The organism is Amnibacterium sp. CER49 (assembly GCF_029846255.1).
Lineage (GTDB): Bacteria > Actinomycetota > Actinomycetes > Actinomycetales > Microbacteriaceae > Amnibacterium.
On record NZ_JARVWQ010000002.1, the window covers coordinates 1 to 16311 of the forward strand.

Below are 16311 nucleotides of genomic sequence, written 5' to 3' on the forward strand. Positions count from 1 at the left end.
TGCTCCCGAGGCCCGGGACGGGCCTCGGCGCTGGGGTCGCGGCGGAGACCCGGAAGGGTCTCCGCTCTGAGCTCCACCGCGCGGCTCCGCAGCCTCGTGGAGGCGTGATCCGGAGGCTCAGGAACCACTGACAGGTGCGATGCCCGCCCCGGAACGGGGCGGGCATCACCCGTATTGTGGGGACGACCATGAGCGTGTTGGACAGCATCCGAGGACCGAGAGACCTCGACGGACTGACCCGCGAGCAGCTGACGCGGCTCGCCGCGGAGATCCGCGAGTTCCTCATCCGGTCGGTGTCGAAGACGGGTGGCCACCTCGGTCCGAACCTCGGCGTCGTCGAGCTCACCATCGCGATCCATCGCGTCTTCGACTCGCCCCGCGACGCGATCGTGTTCGACACCGGGCACCAGTCGTACGTGCACAAGCTCCTCACCGGTCGGAAGGACTTCTCCCGGCTGCGGCAGCGGGGCGGCCTGGCGGGCTATCCGAGCCGTGCCGAGAGCGTCCACGACATCGTCGAGAGCTCGCACGCGTCGTCGTCCCTGTCCTGGGCCGACGGCATCTCCAGGGCCTTCCACGTGACGGGCCAGCGCGACCGGCACGTCGTCGCGGTGGTCGGCGACGGCGCGCTCACCGGCGGCATGACGTGGGAGGCGCTGAACAACATCAGCGACGACAACAACCGCCGGCTGGTGATCGTCGTGAACGACAACGGCCGCTCCTACGCGCCGACGATCGGCGGCCTCGCGCACTACCTCAACGAGGTGCGCACCCGTCGCACCTATCGCGACATGTACCTGGGCTCGAAGCAGCTGTTCGACCGATTCGGCCGTCCGGGGCGCGCCTTCTACCGAGGCGCCCGCGGCGCGCTGCACGGCTTCCTCGGGCGGTTCGCCTACAACGACCGCATGTACTCGAACCTCGACATCAAGTACCTCGGCCCGATCGACGGGCACGACGAGGCAGCGGTCGAGCAGGCGCTGCGTCAGGCGAAGCAGTACGAGCTGCCGGTGCTCGTGCACGTGATCACCGAGAAGGGCCGCGGCTACGCGCCCGCCCGCAACGACGAGGCGGACCAGTTCCACGCGGTCGGGGTCATCGATCCCGATACCGGCCTCTCGCTCGCGACGGGAGCGCGGAAGGACTGGGCCGACGCGTTCGGGCAGGACCTGCTCGAGCTCGCCGAGCACGACCCGCGGATCGTGGGCATCACGGCGGCGATGCTCCGCCCCGTCGGGCTCGCTCCGCTCGCGGAACGCTTCCCGGCTCGCGTCATCGACGTCGGGATCGCCGAGCAGCATGCGGCCGCCTCAGCGGCCGGCCTCGCGTTCGGCGGCCTGCATCCGGTGTTCGCGGTCTACGCGACCTTCCTCAACAGGGCCTTCGACCAGGTGCTCATGGACGTCGCGCTGCACCGGGCCGGCGTGACGTTCGTGCTGCACCGCGCCGGCATCACCGGGCCCGACGGCGCGAGCCACCACGGCATGTGGGACCTCGCCGTGCTGCAGATCGTGCCCGGGATCCGCATCGCATCGCCTCGCGACGCCGACACCCTCGCGGCCGAGCTCGCCGAGGCCGTGGCCGTCGAGGACGCGCCGACGGTGCTGCGGCTGCCGAAGGGCGGCGTGCCTGCGGCGATCCCGGCCCTGGAGCGGCTGGAGGACGGCGTCGACGTGCTGACCCGGGACGAGCGCGGGGACGTCCTCATCGTCGCGGTCGGGGTCATGGCGCAGCAGGCGCTCGAGGTCGCCGGACTGCTGAAGCAGGAGGGGATCGGCGCCACGGTCGTCGATCCGCGCTGGGCGGTGCCGATCGCGCCGAGCCTCATCGAGCTGTCCGCGCAGCACCGGCTCGTCGTGACGATCGAGGACGGTGTGCGCGTCGGTGGCGTCGGCACCCGCCTGCGCCAGGACCTCCGCGCCGCCGGGGTGGACACCGCGTTGAACGAGGTGGGGCTGCCCGACGCGTTCCTCCCGCACGCGGAGCGCGCCGAGATCCTCGCCGACGCGGGTCTCGCCCCGGCGCAGATCGCGCGCGACATCGTCGACCAGATGCGTGGCGCGAAGCTGCCCGCAGCCCGGGCCGCCGACGCGCGTGTCCGCTGAGACCCCGGTGCGGTACCCGCGCCCCCTCCAGCCCGGCGACCGGATCGGCGTCACGTCGCCGTCGAGCGGCGTCGGCACCCGGCACCTGGCACGGCTCGAGGCGTCGGTGCTGCTGCTCACCGACCTCGGCTACGACGTGCGCGTCGGCCGGTGCATGGACGGGGCGAGTCACGTGAGCGCGCCAGCGGCGGACCGTGCCGCCGAGCTGCAGGAGCTGCTGCTCGACCCCGAGGTGCGCGCCGTGGTGCCGCCGTGGGGCGGCGAGACGGCGATCGACCTCGTGCCGCTGCTCGACTGGGCCGCGCTCGCCGAGGCCGAGCCGACGTGGCTCGTCGGCTACTCCGACCTCTCGACGCTGCTCGTGCCGCTCACGCTGCTGACCGGCACGGCGACGCTGCACGGCTCGAACCTGATGGACACCCCCTACAGCGTCCCGCCGCCGCTGCTGCACTGGCTCGACGTCGCGACCGGCCGCGCGGGGGAGCGGTTCCGGCAGGCGAGCGCCGGCGTCTCACGGCGCGGCGAGTGGGACGACTGGACCGCCGAGCCCGCGATCCGCGAGCGCCGCTGGAACGGCGACGGCGGCTGGGTGCGGCTCGACTCGGGCACGGAGCCCGTCGACGTGCAGGGGCGTCTCATCGGCGGGTGCATCGAGACCCTCGGACCGCTGGCCGGCACGCCCTTCGCCGACGTGAGGCGACTGCCCGGACCCCGCATCGTCTACGTGGAGGCGGCCGAGGACCCGGCCTTCGCCGTCTGCCGCGCCCTGCACGGCATGCGGCTCGCCGGCTTCTTCGACGACGCCGTCGCCGTGCTCGTCGGGCGAACCGACGCGCCCGACGCGCCGACCATGACGCAGCACGAGGCCGTCCGCGACGCGCTGCTGCCGCTCGGCGTGCCCATCATCGGCGAGGTCGACTGCGGGCACGTGCCGCCGCAGGCCGCGCTCGTGAACGGCGCCCTCGCCCACCTCGTGTTCTCGGACGAGCGCGCGTTCGTCGAGCAGTCGCTGGTCTGACCGCCCGACACCGACTCGAGTCGCGACCCGAGTCGGTGTCGGCTCCGACGGTCGCACTTCGCGTCGGTCAGCCGGAGCCGAGGCGGCGCGAGGTGCGACCGGTGCGTGGCGCCCCGGTCCGGATCAGGACCGCGAGGCCGCCCCGCGGATCGGCGGGGAGTGGAACGTGGCCCCGAACGCCCGCTCCGAGGCGCCGACCCGGTCGAGGTAGGGCGTGATGCCACCCGCCTGGAACGGGTAGCCGGCGCCGAGGACCAGGCAGAGGTCGATGTCCTCGGGTGCCGCGACCACGCCGTCCTCGAGCATGCGGTGGATCTCGTCGGCGAGCCCGTCCTCGACCCGTTCGCGGAACTGCTCGGCGGTCAGCGGCGTCGCGCCCTTCGGGACGGTCCGCTGCACGATCGCGATCGCCCGCTTGTCGAAGCCCTTGACCGTGCCCGTGTCGTCCTTGGCGAGCAGCACACCCGCATCGGCGAGCGCGTGCAGGTTCGCGGAGTCGAAGAACCGCTCGGGGAAGGCCGCGTGGTGCGTGTCGAGCACGTGCGCGCCGACCTGCAGGCCGACGAGGTCGAGCAGCTCGAACGGGCTCATCGGCAGTCCGAAGGCGTCGAGCGCCCGGTCGACCACCGGGAACGGCGTGCCGGTGTCGACGGCGTGCATCGCCTCGCCGAGCACCTTCGCGAGGATCCGGTTGACCACGAAGCCCGGGGCGTCGCGCACGATGACCGCGTTCTTCTTCAGGGTCCTCGCCACGGTCATCGCCGTCGACAGCGTCGCATCGTCGGTGGCGGGCGTGCGCACGACCTCGATCAGCGGCATCACCGCGACGGGGTTGAAGAAGTGGAATCCGACCACCCGCGCCGGGTGCTGCAGCCGCGCGCCGATCGCCTCGACCGACAGCGAGGAGGTGTTCGTCGCGAGCACGGCCTCGGGGGAGAGGTGCGGCTCCACGTCCGCGAACACCTGCTGCTTGACGGACAGCTCCTCGAAGACGGCCTCGATGACCCAGTCGCAGTCCGCGAAGTCGGCGAGGTCAGTGGTGCCGGTGATCGAGGCGGTGAGGCGGTTCGCCTCGTCCTGGTTCACGCGGCCGCGGCCGAGCAGCGTGCCGATCTCCTCATGGATGCGGGCGATACCCGCGTCCACCCGCGCCTGGTCGAGGTCGGTGATCTGCACCGGCACCTTCAGCCGGCGGGCGAAGAGCAGCGCGAACTGGCTCGCCATCAGACCGGCGCCGATCACGCCGACCTTCGTCACCTTCTTGGCGAGTGCCGCATCGGGCGCGCCGGCGGGCTTCCGCGCCCGCTTCTGCGTGAGGTCGAACGCGTACATGCTCGCGGCGAACTGGTCGCCGGCGATGAGGTCGGCGAGCGCCTCGTCCTCGGCGGCGAAGCCCTCGGCCTTCGTGGCCCGCTTCGCGCCCTTCAGCAGGTCGAGGGCGACGTACGGCGACCTCGGCACGGTGCCGATGCGCGACTCGAGCTGCTTGCGCGCGACGCCGATGGCGATGTCCCACTTCGCGAGGCGCTCGAGGCGTCCGGGGGCGTGCGGGCGCTCGACCTTCACACGCCCGGCGAGCACGTCGCCGGCCCAGGCGATCGAGCGCTCGAGGAAGCTCGCGCTCGGCAGCAGCACGTCGGCGATGCCGAGCTCGAACGCCTGAGGACCGGTGAGCGTCTTCTGCTTCAGCGGGTTCTCGACGATCACGCGGAGCGCGTTCTCGATGCCGATGAGGTTCGGCAGCAGGAAGCAGCCGCCCCAGCCCGGGATGAGCCCGAGGAACACCTCGGGGAACGCGATCGCGGGCACCGACTCGGCGACGGTGCGGTAGTCGGCGTTCAGCGCGAGCTCGAGCGCGCCGCCCAGGGTGAGGCCGTTGATGAAGCAGAAGCTCGGCACGCCGAGCTCGCCGAGCATCCCGAGCACCCGGTGGCCGGTCGACACGATCCGCTTCGCCGTGGCGCGGTCCGGCACCACGCCGACCTGGCTGAGGTCGGCGCCCGCGCCGAGGATGAACGGCTTGCCGGTGACGGCGAGTCCGCGGATCTCACCCCGTGCGGCACGTGCCTTCGCCGCGAGCAGCTCGCGCTCCAGGGCGGCGAGGCTGCGCGGGCCGAACGTGTTCGGCCGCTTGTGGTCGCGCCCGTTGTCGACCGTGACGAGCACGAGCACGCCGCCGTCCGGCAGCGGCACGTCGCGGCTGTAGGCCTCGGTCACGACCTCGTCGGCGGCGAGCGCAGCGAGGTCCTGCTCGACGGTGCCGGTCATCTACGCCGCCTTCCTCTCCTGCTTGCGGGCCTTCCGCGCGGCCTTCGGGTCGAAGTGCGGGTTCTCCCAGATCACGCTGCCGCCCTGGCCGAGGCCGATGCACATCGCCGTGAGCCCGTACCGCACCTCGGGGTGCAGGGCGAACTGCGCGGCGAGCTGCACCATGAGGCGCACGCCGGACGAGGCGAGCGGATGCCCGAACGCGATCGCGCCGCCCCACGGGTTGACGCGCGGGTCGTCGTCGTCGATGCCGAAGTGGTCGAGCAGGCTCAGCACCTGCACGGCGAACGCCTCGTTCAGCTCGAAGAGCCCGATGTCGTCGATCGTGAGCCCCGCCTTGCGGAGCGCCTTCTCGGTGCTCGGCACCGGGCCGAGCCCCATCACCTCGGGCTCGACGCCGGCGAAGGCGAAGCTGACGAGCCGCATCTTCACCGGCAGGCCGAGCTCCTTCGCGGCGGCCTCGCTCGCGATCAGGGACGCGCTCGCGCCGTCGTTGAGGCCCGCCGCGTTGCCGGCCGTGATGCGGCCGTGCGGCCGGAACGGCGTGCGGAGCGTCGCGAGCGCCTCCATCGTCGTGTCGGGGTGCATGAGCTCGTCGCGCACGGCGAGGCCCCAGCCCGTCTCGCTGCGGGTGGCGACCGGCACGAGGTCCGGCTGGATGCGGCCGGCCTCGTAGGCGGCGGCCGCCTTCTGCTGGGAGCGCATCGCGAACCGGTCGGAGCGCTCCTTCGTGAGATGGGGCATCCGGTCGTGGATCCGCTCGGCGGTCGCGCCCATGACGAGCGCGTCGGTGCCGACGAGCCGCTCGCTCACGAACCGCGGATTCGGGTCGGCGCCTGCGCCCATCGGGTGGTGCCCCATGTGCTCGACGCCGCCGGCGATCGCGACGTCGTAGGCGCCGAAGCCGATCGCGCCGGCGACCGTCGTGACGCTCGTCATCGCGCCCGCGCACATGCGGTCGATCGCGTAGCCCGGGACCGAGCGGGGGAGACCCGCGAGCAGCGCCGCGGTCCGCCCGAGCGTGAGGCCCTGGTCGCCGGCCTGCGTGGTGGCCGCGATCGCCACGTCGTCGACGCGGTCCTTCGGGAGCCGCGGGTTGCGCTCGAGCAGCGCGACCATCGCCTTCACGACGAGGTCGTCGGCCCTCGTGCCCCAGTACATGCCCTTCTCGCCGGCCCGGCCGAACGGGGTGCGGACCCCGTCGACGAACACGACCTCGCTGCGCTCGACCACGCGCCTCCGTTCAGAACGACGCCGCCGGGACCCGACGGCGGAACCCGGACGATCCTGCTGGGCCGCCCTGAGGAAGTCGAATCGACCGCGGGAACCTACGACGCGTCGGCGTCGGACGCCGGATCCGGTTGGCCGCCGCGCACAAACGCGTCGGCGATCACCGGTGCGGTCAGCGCGATCTGCCACTCGCGGGCCCCCTGGGCGCGGAGCACCTCGGCGATCGCGTCGGCGTCCACCTCGACGGGGGGCTCCCACGCGACCCGGCGGAGCACGTCGGGGGTGAGCAGGTTCTCCGTCGGCAGGTTCAGGTGCTCGGCGAGCTCGGCGATCGCGGGCCGGGCCGCCTTCAACCGGCGGTCGGCCTCGGGGTTGCGGTCGGCCCAGGCGCGCGGCGGCGGCAGCGTGTCGGACGGCACGCGGGCGGCGGGCAGGTCCTCCGTCGCGAGGCCGGCCTCGACGGCCGCCCACCAGCGGTCGATCTCGTTGCGGCTCGCGCGGCCGCTGAAGCTGCGCATCGCGGCGAGCTCGCGCTTGCTCGACGGCGGCGTCCGGGCGACCGCGACGAGCGAGGCGTCGGGCACGAGGCGGCCGGGCGCCGAGTCGACGTCGCGGGCGTAGGCGTCGCGGGCGAGCCACAGCTCCCGCGCCACGGCGAGGTTGCGCGCGCCGCGCACGGCGTGCACGCCCGACAGGCGGCGCCAGGGCTCGGCGGGTGCCGCCCGGACCGCGCGCGTCCGCACCGCTTCGAACTCCTGCTCGGCGATGGCGGTCTTGCCGGCCTCGTCGAGCAGGCGCGCCTCGGCGTCGCGCACGTCGACGAGCAGCTCGACGTCGAGGGCGGCGTAGACGAGCCAGGAGCGGGGCAGCGGCCTCGTCGACCAGTCGGCGGCGGAGTGCTCCTTCGCGAGGTGCAGGCCGAGCAGCTGCTCGACGACCGCGCCGAGGCCGACGCGCTCGAAGCCGAGCAGGCGGGCGGCGAGCTCGGTGTCGAAGACGCGATCCGGGTCGAGCCCCACCTCGCGGAGGCAGGGCAGGTCCTGGCTCGCCGCGTGCAGCACCCACTCCTCGCCGCGCATCGCGTCGGCGAGCTCGGCGAAGTCGGTGACCGCGGCGAGCGCGGGCGGGTCGAGCATGATCGTGCCCGAGCCGCGGCGGAACAGCTGGATCAGGTACGCGCGCTGCGAATAGCGGAACCCCGAGGCGCGCTCGGCGTCGACGGCGATCGGCCCGTGGCCGGCGCGGATGCGCTCCACCGCGTCGAGATAGCCCTCGCGGCTCGCGACGACCTCGACCGGTTCGGCCGGCACCGCGTCGTGGACGACGGGCTCTTCGGCCGGGTCAGCCACGCCCTGCTCGACGTGCGGACAACACACTCACTCCCTCGGCCGCCGGGGGGAGACCGGCGAGCATGCACAACAACTCGCCCCACCCTTCCACATGCGCGGCCAGGTCGAGGTCGGCCGGCGTCCAGGAGGCGCGGAGCTCGATCTTCGCCCCCGTGCCCTGGTCGGCGAGGTCGCCGAAGCCGGACGAGACGATGGTGGTGGCGGTGCCGGCCGCGGCCGTGTAGCTCGCGCCCCGCGTCTCGAGCGCGTCGGTGAGCCACGACCAGGTCACCTCGGCGAGGAACGGGTCGGTGCCGATCTCGGTCTCGAGCGGTGCCTGCGCGAAGCAGACCACCCGGAACTCGCCGTCCCACGCGGGCTGGCCCTCGGGGTCGTGCAGGAGGATGAAGCGCCCGGTGCCGAGCTCCGAGTCCTCGCCGTGGATCTTCTGCCGCACATCGCCGGCGAGCGCGATCGAGTACGGGGCGACCTCCGTCGGCGACGGGATCTCCGTCACGACCAGCTCGCTCCGGATCCGGGCTGCCTGAAGGGAGGCCCGCGCCTTCTCGAAGGGGGCCGGCGGCGTGGTGGGACCGTTCGGCACGACCTCAGGGTAGGCCGGGCGTGCGGGAACGGCCTGGAAGCCGCAGGCGGGTCACGTGACCGTGCAGCGGTCCGGGGCCACCGTCACCTTCACGGAGCCGCCGTCGAGCTCGTGCGGCACGACGCAGAGCCCGCTCACCCGCACCGTGACCCAGCCGGGCGGGGCCGGGAAGGTGGCGCGCTGCCCGCTCGCCATCTCGCGGTGCGCGACGACCCGGTGCGCGGCGTCGTGGATCCAGACGTCGTAGTGCTGGACGGCCGCACGCGCCGGGATCGCGACCGTCACGGTCGGGTCGGGGGCGGACGCGGTGCACGCGGAGAGCAGGGCGGGGAGCAGGAGGAGCGGCAGCATCTTCGCCGCGGTCGACGGCCTCACAGCACGCACTGTGCCCCGTTCGGGGGAACACGTCGTGAACCGCGCGCGGCGTTCCGCGGAACGCGTGCCGCTTCGAGCCGCAGCGGCCGCGCCGGGTGAGGATGGGGCGGTGAGCGTTCGGACCCCCCGCGGCGTCGTCGGCGGCGCCGTCGCGGCGGGCGGTGTGCTCGTCGCCGGCGCGGCCGTCGCCGGCGCGGTGACCACACGGGCGGCGCGGCGGATGCTCGGCACCGCGCACCGCGAGCCGGCGGCGACCGCCGTGCTCGACCTCGACCGGGTGACGCGCACGGTGCGGTTCGAGGCGACCGAGGACGCCCTGCTGCCGGGCGTGTACAGCTTCTGGTTCGACGGCGCCCGCGGGCTCCTCCGGGTCGGCGATGTGCTCGAGCGGCGCGGGGAGGGCGTCGTGCGGGCGCTGCTCGACGTCGAGGGCGACCCGCCGCCGAGCGGGCAGGGCCGGTTCAACGGCTGGGTGTACCTGACCCCGGACGATCTCGACGTCTTCTCCGACGACGTGCGGCTGCAGACGACGGTCGGCGCGGCGCCCGCGTGGGAGATCCCGGCCGAGGGCTTCGACTCGCCCCGCTGGGCGGTGCTCGTGCACGGCCGCTCCAGCGTGCGGCAGGAGGCGCTCCGTGCGGTGCCCGCCTTCCACGCGGCCGGCTGGTCGACGCTGCTGCCGTCGTACCGCGACGACGGCGAGGCGCCCGGCTCGCCGCCCGGCCGCATCGGCTTCGACGACGGCGCCTGGCTCGACGTCGAGGCCGCGGTGCTGCACGCCCTCGACCAGGGGGCGCGGGAGGTCGTGCTCATGGGCTTCTCGACCGGCGCCGAGCTCGTGCTGCAGACGGCGGCGCGCTCGCGGCTGTCATCGGTGCTCTCCGGCCTGGTGCTCGACTCGCCGGTGCTCGATCCCGCCGAGGCCGTCGCGCATGCCGCGCGCGTCGATCGGCTGCCGCGGCCCGTGCGCCGCGGAGCGCTCTCGTTGGCCGCGAGCCGGATCGGCGCGCGCGTGCTCGGTGATGACGAGCCGCTCGACAGGCCGCGCCCGGCGTCGGTGCGCCCCGCCGACCTCCGGCTGCCGGTGCTCGTGCTGCACGGCGACGACGACGGCCGGGCCCCGTTCGAGGCGTCGCGCCGCCTCGCCGAGGAGCGGCCCGACCTGGTCACGCTCGTGCCGTTCGCGGGTGGCCGCCACACGCGCCTCTGGAACCAGGACCGCCCGCGGTGGGAGCGCGCCGTCTCGGCATGGCTGCGCACGGACGGCGCCGCCGTCGCGGCCCTTCCCGGGCCGCACCGGCGTCAGGCGCGCAGGTCCCAGCGCGCGTAGAGCCGTCCGGTCGCGTCGGTGAGCAGCCCCGCGAGGCGCGCGGGCACCGGCGCGAGGTCGCCCGCGACGAGCGGGGACCCGGCCGCGAGCACCGGCGAGAGGGTCTGGTCGAACTCGTCGACGAGCCCGGCAGCGAGCAGCGCCGTGGCGAGCCGGCCGCCGCCCTCGCAGGCGATGCGCCCGAGCCCCCGCTCGCGGAGCGCCGCGAGGAGCACGGCGGGGTCCACCCTCGGGTCGGCCGGCAGCGGCACGATCGTCGCCGCGTCGCCCACCGAGTCCCGCGCGGTGCCGACCGCGCCGGCGGGGCAGAGCACGAGGAAGCGCTCGGGCGTCGCGCCCTCCGGGGGTGCCGGCAGCCGGCCGGACCCGGTCGCCACGGCGAGCGGCACCCGTCTCGGCAGGCCGAGCCCCTCCGCCCGGAGCGAGCCCGCGCCGACGAGCACGACGTCGGACAGCGAGCGGAGCACCCCGAGCAGGGTGCGGTCGATGCCGCCCGTGAGGTCCTCGGAGGTGCCCGACGGTCCCGTGATCGCGCCGCCGAGCGCCGTGACGAGGTTCAGCCGGACCACGTCGCCCGGCCGCTCGTACCGGTCGCGCAGCAGGTCGCGGAGCGCCTCGCCCTCGACCTCGGCCGGCTCGGTCGCGGGCACGAGGCCCGTGACCCGCATCAGGCGGCTCGGAGCTGCCGCTTGATGCGGCCGAGCAGGCCGCTCATGCCGCGCAGGCGCAGCGGGGAGACCGCGGCGTCGAGCCCGAGCGTGTTCGGGAAGTCATCGGGCACCGCCAGCGCCTCCTCGAGCGCGAGGCCGCCGAGGCCGTGCACGAGCACGGAGGCGAACCCGCGGGTCGTCGGGGCCTCGGCCGGGGCCTGCGCGTAGACGTGCACGACGCCCTCCGGCGCCTCGGCCGCGACGAACACCGGCGCCTGGCACTCGGTGACGCGCTCGAGCCGCTCGGGGTGCTCGCCGTAGCGCGCGGGCAGCTCCGGCAGGTCGTTCGCGTAGTCGAGCAGCAGCAGGAGCCGGTCGCGCGTCTCGAGCGCGAGGAACTCCTCCTGGATCTCCTGCAGCGACGCGGGGAGCGCCGTGCTCGCGGCGGGTCCGCTCATGCGGACACCGGCACCGCCGGGACCTCGCCGGGCTCGGCGCCCTTCACGATCGGCACCCGCACCGAGCTGCCCCACTCGGTCCACGAGCCGTCGTAGTTGCGCACGCGGTCGTAGCCGAGCAGGTGCGTGAGCACGAACCAGGTGTGGCTCGACCGCTCGCCGATGCGGCAGTAGGCGATCACGTCGTCGTCGGGGGAGAGTCCCGCCTGGTCCTGGTAGAGGGCCTCGAGCTCCTGCCGCGAGCGGAAGGTGCCGTCCTCCGCGGCGGCCTTGCCCCACGGCACGTTCTGCGCGGAGGGGATGTGGCCGGCGCGGAGCGCGGACTCCTCCGGGTACTCGGGCGCCGTGGTGCGCTCCCCGGAGTACTCGAGCGGGCTGCGCACGTCGATGAGCGGGTGGCCGAAGTGCGCGAGCACGTCCTCGCGGAACGCCCGCACCGCCGAGTCGTCGCGCTGCACGACGGGGTAGTCGACCGGCGCGCGCTCCGGCAGATCGGTCGTGAGCGGCCGGTCCTCGGCGATCCACTTCGCGCGGCCGCCGTCGAGCAGCCGCACGTCGTCGTGGCCGAAGAGGGTGAACACCCAGAGGGCGTACGCCGCCCACCAGTTGCTCTTGTCGCCGTAGATCACGACGGTCGTGTCGCGGCCGATGCCCAGCCGTCCGAGGAGGCGGGCGAACGCCTCGCCGTCGATGTAGTCGCGGGTCACCGGGTCGTTCAGGTCGAGGTGCCAGTCGACCTTCACGGCGCCCGGGATGTGGCCGGTCTCGTAGAGCAGCACGTCCTCGTCGGACTCGACGACGACGAGCGACGAGTCGTTCAGGTGCTCGGCGAGCCACTCCGTCGAGACGAGGCGCTCGGGGTGCGCGTACTCCCGGAACTTCGGGGTCGGGTCGGTGTGCGTGGACACGTGCGCTTCCTTCCGTTCGGACCGAGCCCGGTCAGGGGGGGGGATCCAGGCGCGGTCTACACTGCTGCAGCCGTCCGCGGCCGCTCCCTGCGACGATACGCAACTCGGCCGCACCTTCTGTCCCGGAGGCCGTAACCGATGCAACCGAACGGCCGACGTCCAGCATGAGCACGACCTCCCACCTCGTCGACCGGGTGCCTGCGGTCGACGCGCACCAGATGGCCGCCTCGCTCGTGCCGCCGCGGCAGTTCGCGACCGCGAGCGTCGAGAGCTACCGACCCGACGCCGACTACCCGTCGCAGCAGGGCGCGGTCGACGAGGTCGAGGCGTTCACCGCCGACTGGACCGCCCCGCCCGCCGGGCTCTTCCGGCGCGGCCCGAAGCCGCCGGAGCGGCCCGGCCTGTACCTCGACGGCGGGTTCGGCGTCGGCAAGACGCACCTGCTCGCGGCCCTCTGGCGCAACGCTCCCGGGCGCAAGTACTTCGGGACGTTCATCGAGTACACAGCGCTCGTCGGCGCCCTCGGCTACGCGGAGGCCGTGAAGCTGCTCCGTGGCTCGAGCCTGCTCGCCATCGACGAGTTCGAGCTCGACGACCCGGGCGACACCATGCTCATGTCGCGGCTCCTCGGCGAGCTCACCGCGAGCGGCACGCGCATCGGCGCCACGTCGAACACGCCGCCGAACGCCCTGGGGGAGGGGCGGTTCGCATCCGCGGACTTCCTCCGCGAGATCCAGGGGCTCTCGGACCGGTTCAAGACCGTCCGGATCGAGGGCCTCGACTACCGCCGGCGGGCCGTGGAGGGCGACGCCCGGGTCGCGACCGAGGCCGAGGTCGACGCGCTGCCCGACGCCCGGGACGTGACGACGGACGACTTCGGGGCGCTCGTCGAGCACCTCGCGACCGTGCACCCCGCGCGCTACGTCGGCCTCGTCGACGATCTGCGGATCGTCGGCCTCCGCGACGTGCATCCGCTGCCCGGGCAGGCGGAGGCGCTCCGCTTCGTCGCGTTCGTCGACCGGCTCTACGACGCCCAGGTGCGGATCGTCGCGACGGGCACGCCGCTCGACCAGGTGTTCGGTGAGGACATGCTCGCGGGCGGCTACCGCAAGAAGTACCTCCGCGCGATCTCCCGCCTCGTCGCGATGACGGCGGAGGGCGGGCCGGTCGAGTAGCAGCGCTCGGGCAGGCACGGCCGCCGAAACGCGGAATTCACGTGTGGGACCGATCCGTAACACCCCGGAAACGGGGCGCGCGCACCGGCGAAACCTGGTGTCGGAACACTGTGGCCCCATCCCGCACCGGCGCGGCGCTCTGCGGATGGGCCGAGGGCGCCAGGGGGCGGGATCCGGAACCCCGCTAGGAAGAGGTCCCCGCACAGCTCATGGCCGAACTCACGAACTCCCTCAACTCGCTGTGGCTGCTCGTCGCCGCAGCCCTGGTCCTCCTCATGACCCCCGGCGTCGCCTTCTTCTACGGCGGCATGGTCAAGGCGAAGAGCGTCATCAGCATGATGATGATGAGCTTCGGCGCGATCGCCCTCGTCGCGGTCCTCTGGGTGCTCTACGGCTACTCGATGTCGTTCAGCTCCGGCAAGGACTGGATCATCCCGCACGTCATCGGCAACCCGCTCGCGAGCGCCGGCCTCATCCCGCAGCTGACGAGCGGGGCGAACGGCGGCCCGAACCTGCACGACCTCGCGTTCTCGGGCTTCCAGGCCACCTTCGCGATCATCACCGTGGCCCTGATCTCCGGCGCCATCGCCGATCGCGCGAAGTTCGGCACCTGGATGGTGTTCGCCGGCGTCTGGGTGACGCTCGTCTACTTCCCGGTCGCGAGCTGGGTCTTCAACTTCACCGTCGGCAAGGGCCCGCACGGCTACTCCGACGGCGGCTGGATCACCTACGGCCTCGGCGTGAACGACTTCGCCGGCGGCACCGCCGTGCACATCAACGCCGGCGCCGCGGGCCTCGCACTCGCGATCGTGCTCGGCAAGCGCGTGGGCTTCGCGAAGGGCATGGTGAAGCCGCACAACGTGCCGCTCACCCTGCTCGGCGCCGCGCTGCTCTGGTTCGGCTGGTTCGGCTTCAACGCCGGCTCCGAGGCCGCCGTCGACGGCATCGCGGCGCTCGCGTGGATCAACACGCTCGCCGCCCCCGCCGCCGCGACCATCGGCTGGCTGATCGTCGAGAAGCTGAAGGACGGCAAGGCCACCTCGATCGGCGCCGCCTCCGGCGCCGTCGCGGGCCTCGTCGCGATCACCCCGGCCTGCAACATCCTCACGCCGTTCTGGGGCATGGTGCTCGGCCTCATCACCGGCGCGGTCTGCGCCCTCGCGATCGACCTGAAGTGGCGGCTCGGCTTCGACGACGCCCTCGACGTGGTCGGCATCCACCTCGTCGGCGGCCTCATCGGCACGCTCTACATCGGCATCTTCGGCAACGGCATCGGCCTCATCTACACGGGCAGCCTCGCGCAGCTCGGAGCGCAGGCGATCGGTGCCTTCTCCGTGATGTTCTTCTCGTTCTTCACGAGCGCCCTGCTCGGCTGGATCCTGCAGAAGACCCTGGGCTTCCGCATCAAGAACGAGGACGAGGTCGCCGGCGTCGACCTCGCCATGCACGGCGAGGAGAGCTACCTGCTCGACGAGCGCGAGCGCGAGGCGCTCGGCGTCTGACGGGCGGACCGCTCGCGGCGGGCGCGGTTCCTTCGGGAGCCGCGCCCGTTCGCGTTCCCGGACCCGGGAGGAGGCCCGATGAGGGGCGGACGGTGGGCGATGCCAGACTCGAACTGACGACCTCTTCGGTGTGAACGAAGCGCGCTACCAACTGCGCCAATCGCCCGTCGGTCGACCACTATGCCACAGGGGATCGGGCCGCCACGCCGCCCCGATCGGTTCGACACCCCCGCGACGATCGGCTACAGTTCTGGATGCCCCGCGAGGGGCGACGCGGATGTGGCGCAGTGGTAGCGCATCACCTTGCCAAGGTGAGGGTCGCGAGTTCGAATCTCGTCATCCGCTCGGTGGGACCAGGCCCGACCTGGCGTGTCACTTGGGTCACCACAACCTGGTGGGGTGGCCGAGAGGCGAGGCAACGGCCTGCAAAGCCGTGTACGCGGGTTCGAATCCCGTCCCCACCTCCACCGCCCGGCGACGGGCGGAGCGGGCGATTGGCGCAGCGGTAGCGCGCTTCCCTGACACGGAAGAGGTCACTGGTTCGAACCCAGTATCGCCCACAGACAGAACCCCCGGCCGATGGCCGGGGGTTCTCTCGTTGCGAGGAGTGCGCGCGGCACAGGCGTGCAGCATCGTCTCCGTCATGTCGTCCCAGGTGCTCCTGGCGTGGGGGCGAACGGCCGGGAGGCCGGCGCTCACGCCACGACCGACGCTCACCGTGTGAGGTACGTGTTTTCCCGGATGCGACGTCGCCGCTGGGTGCGCTAGCCCGAACGGCATGCGACTCCTCCGCCGTTCCCACCTCGTCCTCGCCGCCACTGCCGCGGCCGCCACCGTCGCCGCCGTCGTGGTCGGCGGCGTCCCCTCGGCGTCCGCCGCGACCGCCTACAGCGTCACCTACGCCGGTACCGATGCTCACACGCTCGACCCGAACATGCAGCCGAAGTACACCGGCGGTGGCGGCGTGGGCGCCGTGGTCACCAGCTCGGGGCCCGCCCTGATCCACGCGGTGGAGTTCAGCGTGAACCTTCCGGTCGGAGCCAGAGTCACGTCCGTCGCCGTGAGCTACTCCACCTGCAACACGACGTCGCAGCCGGTCATCAGCTTCGGGGTGGACACCCCGGCGAGCGCGAGCAGTGCTCAGATCGCCGCGATCTCAGCCGGGACGCACTGCGGGGTGACGACGGTCTCGAAGGCGGGCTCGCCGCTGACCACGGTCCTGACCGGCCGGAGGTATGTCGTGGACTTCACCTTCACCGACGAGGCCGGCTACAGCGGCCCCTTCAACCAGGTGCTGTACGGGACGACGGTGAAGTACACGTGCGACGCGCCCTGCGTGGCCTGAAGTCGCCCACCTCGA

Annotated in this window: 14 protein-coding genes and 4 tRNA genes; 9 read left to right on the forward strand and 9 right to left on the reverse strand. The window is 73.3% G+C overall.

From position 1 onward, the window contains the following. Positions 1-188 precede the first annotated feature (188 nt). Positions 189-2105, forward strand: a complete 1917-nt coding sequence (gene dxs / locus QDR37_RS10000; RefSeq protein WP_279713603.1) for a 1-deoxy-D-xylulose-5-phosphate synthase — start codon at positions 189-191, stop codon at positions 2103-2105. Continuing rightward, on the forward strand, positions 2095-3123 hold the full coding sequence (locus QDR37_RS10005; protein WP_279713604.1) for an LD-carboxypeptidase: 1029 nt from the start codon (positions 2095-2097) through the stop codon (positions 3121-3123). Before dxs ends, QDR37_RS10005 begins: the two co-directional genes overlap by 11 nt. 123 nt (positions 3124-3246) lie before the next feature. Here the strand turns inward: QDR37_RS10005 and QDR37_RS10010 are convergent, their stop codons facing one another. The 5 genes from QDR37_RS10010 to QDR37_RS10030 all read right to left on the reverse strand — a co-directional run bounded on the left by QDR37_RS10010 (position 3247) and on the right by QDR37_RS10030 (position 8928). Further along, the gene (locus tag QDR37_RS10010; RefSeq protein WP_279713605.1) at positions 3247-5391 is read right to left on the reverse strand and encodes a 3-hydroxyacyl-CoA dehydrogenase NAD-binding domain-containing protein; all 2145 of its coding nucleotides are present in this window, start codon (positions 5389-5391) and stop codon (positions 3247-3249) included. Continuing rightward, complete coding sequence (locus QDR37_RS10015; RefSeq protein WP_279713606.1) at positions 5392-6624, reverse strand: thiolase family protein; 1233 nt, start codon at positions 6622-6624, stop codon at positions 5392-5394. A 95-nt stretch (positions 6625-6719) separates the two neighbouring features. Beyond that, positions 6720-7970 carry an HRDC domain-containing protein gene (locus QDR37_RS10020; protein WP_279713607.1) on the reverse strand — a complete coding sequence of 417 codons (1251 nt, stop codon included), beginning with the start codon at positions 7968-7970 and terminating at the stop codon, positions 6720-6722. Beyond that, on the reverse strand, positions 7963-8553 hold the full coding sequence (locus QDR37_RS10025; protein WP_279713609.1) for a DUF3000 domain-containing protein: 591 nt from the start codon (positions 8551-8553) through the stop codon (positions 7963-7965). Before QDR37_RS10025 ends, QDR37_RS10020 begins: the two co-directional genes overlap by 8 nt. 51 nt (positions 8554-8604) lie before the next feature. Next, entirely contained in the window at positions 8605-8928 is a 324-nt protein-coding gene (locus tag QDR37_RS10030) for a hypothetical protein (RefSeq protein ID WP_279713610.1), read from the reverse strand. A gap of 109 nt (positions 8929-9037) precedes the next feature. Here QDR37_RS10030 and QDR37_RS10035 point away from each other — a divergent pair, with 109 nt between their 5' ends. After that, a complete protein-coding gene (locus tag QDR37_RS10035; RefSeq protein WP_279713611.1) occupies positions 9038-10258 on the forward strand; it encodes an alpha/beta hydrolase in 1221 nt (406 codons plus the stop codon). Here the strand turns inward: QDR37_RS10035 and QDR37_RS10040 are convergent. The 3 genes from QDR37_RS10040 to QDR37_RS10050 are packed head-to-tail and all read right to left on the reverse strand — an operon-like array spanning position 10231 to position 12274. Beyond that, a complete protein-coding gene (locus QDR37_RS10040) occupies positions 10231-10926 on the reverse strand; it encodes a dihydrofolate reductase family protein (RefSeq protein ID WP_279713612.1) in 696 nt (231 codons plus the stop codon). The genes QDR37_RS10035 and QDR37_RS10040 overlap by 28 nt on opposite strands. Continuing rightward, positions 10926-11366: a SufE family protein gene (locus tag QDR37_RS10045; protein ID WP_279713613.1), complete on the reverse strand. Its 441-nt coding sequence runs from the start codon at positions 11364-11366 to the stop codon at positions 10926-10928. The genes QDR37_RS10040 and QDR37_RS10045 overlap by 1 nt, the downstream gene beginning before the upstream one ends. Beyond that, on the reverse strand, positions 11363-12274 hold the full coding sequence (locus QDR37_RS10050; RefSeq protein ID WP_279713614.1) for a sulfurtransferase: 912 nt from the start codon (positions 12272-12274) through the stop codon (positions 11363-11365). The genes QDR37_RS10045 and QDR37_RS10050 overlap by 4 nt, the downstream gene beginning before the upstream one ends. 164 nt (positions 12275-12438) lie before the next feature. Between QDR37_RS10050 and zapE the strand changes: the two genes are divergently transcribed. Next, complete coding sequence (gene zapE, locus QDR37_RS10055) at positions 12439-13449, forward strand: cell division protein ZapE (RefSeq protein WP_279713615.1); 1011 nt, start codon at positions 12439-12441, stop codon at positions 13447-13449. A gap of 209 nt (positions 13450-13658) precedes the next feature. After that, the gene (locus tag QDR37_RS10060; RefSeq protein ID WP_279713616.1) at positions 13659-14951 is read left to right on the forward strand and encodes an ammonium transporter; all 1293 of its coding nucleotides are present in this window, start codon (positions 13659-13661) and stop codon (positions 14949-14951) included. Positions 14952-15044: 93 nt separating this feature from the next. Here QDR37_RS10060 and QDR37_RS10065 read toward each other — a convergent pair. Further along, positions 15045-15117: transfer RNA gene (locus QDR37_RS10065), tRNA-Val, on the reverse strand. A 107-nt stretch (positions 15118-15224) separates the two neighbouring features. Here QDR37_RS10065 and QDR37_RS10070 point away from each other — a divergent pair. The 4 genes from QDR37_RS10070 (at position 15225) to QDR37_RS10085 (ending at position 16296) form a co-directional block, all read left to right on the forward strand. Then, a tRNA-Gly gene (locus tag QDR37_RS10070) sits at positions 15225-15296 on the forward strand. A gap of 48 nt (positions 15297-15344) precedes the next feature. Continuing rightward, positions 15345-15418, forward strand: a tRNA-Cys gene (locus QDR37_RS10075). 21 nt (positions 15419-15439) lie between these two features. Then, positions 15440-15511 (forward strand) — tRNA-Val (locus QDR37_RS10080). 218 nt (positions 15512-15729) lie between these two features. Continuing rightward, positions 15730-16296 (forward strand): hypothetical protein, encoded by a 567-nt coding sequence (locus tag QDR37_RS10085; protein WP_279713617.1) that lies wholly within the window; start codon positions 15730-15732, stop codon positions 16294-16296. Positions 16297-16311 lie beyond the last annotated feature (15 nt).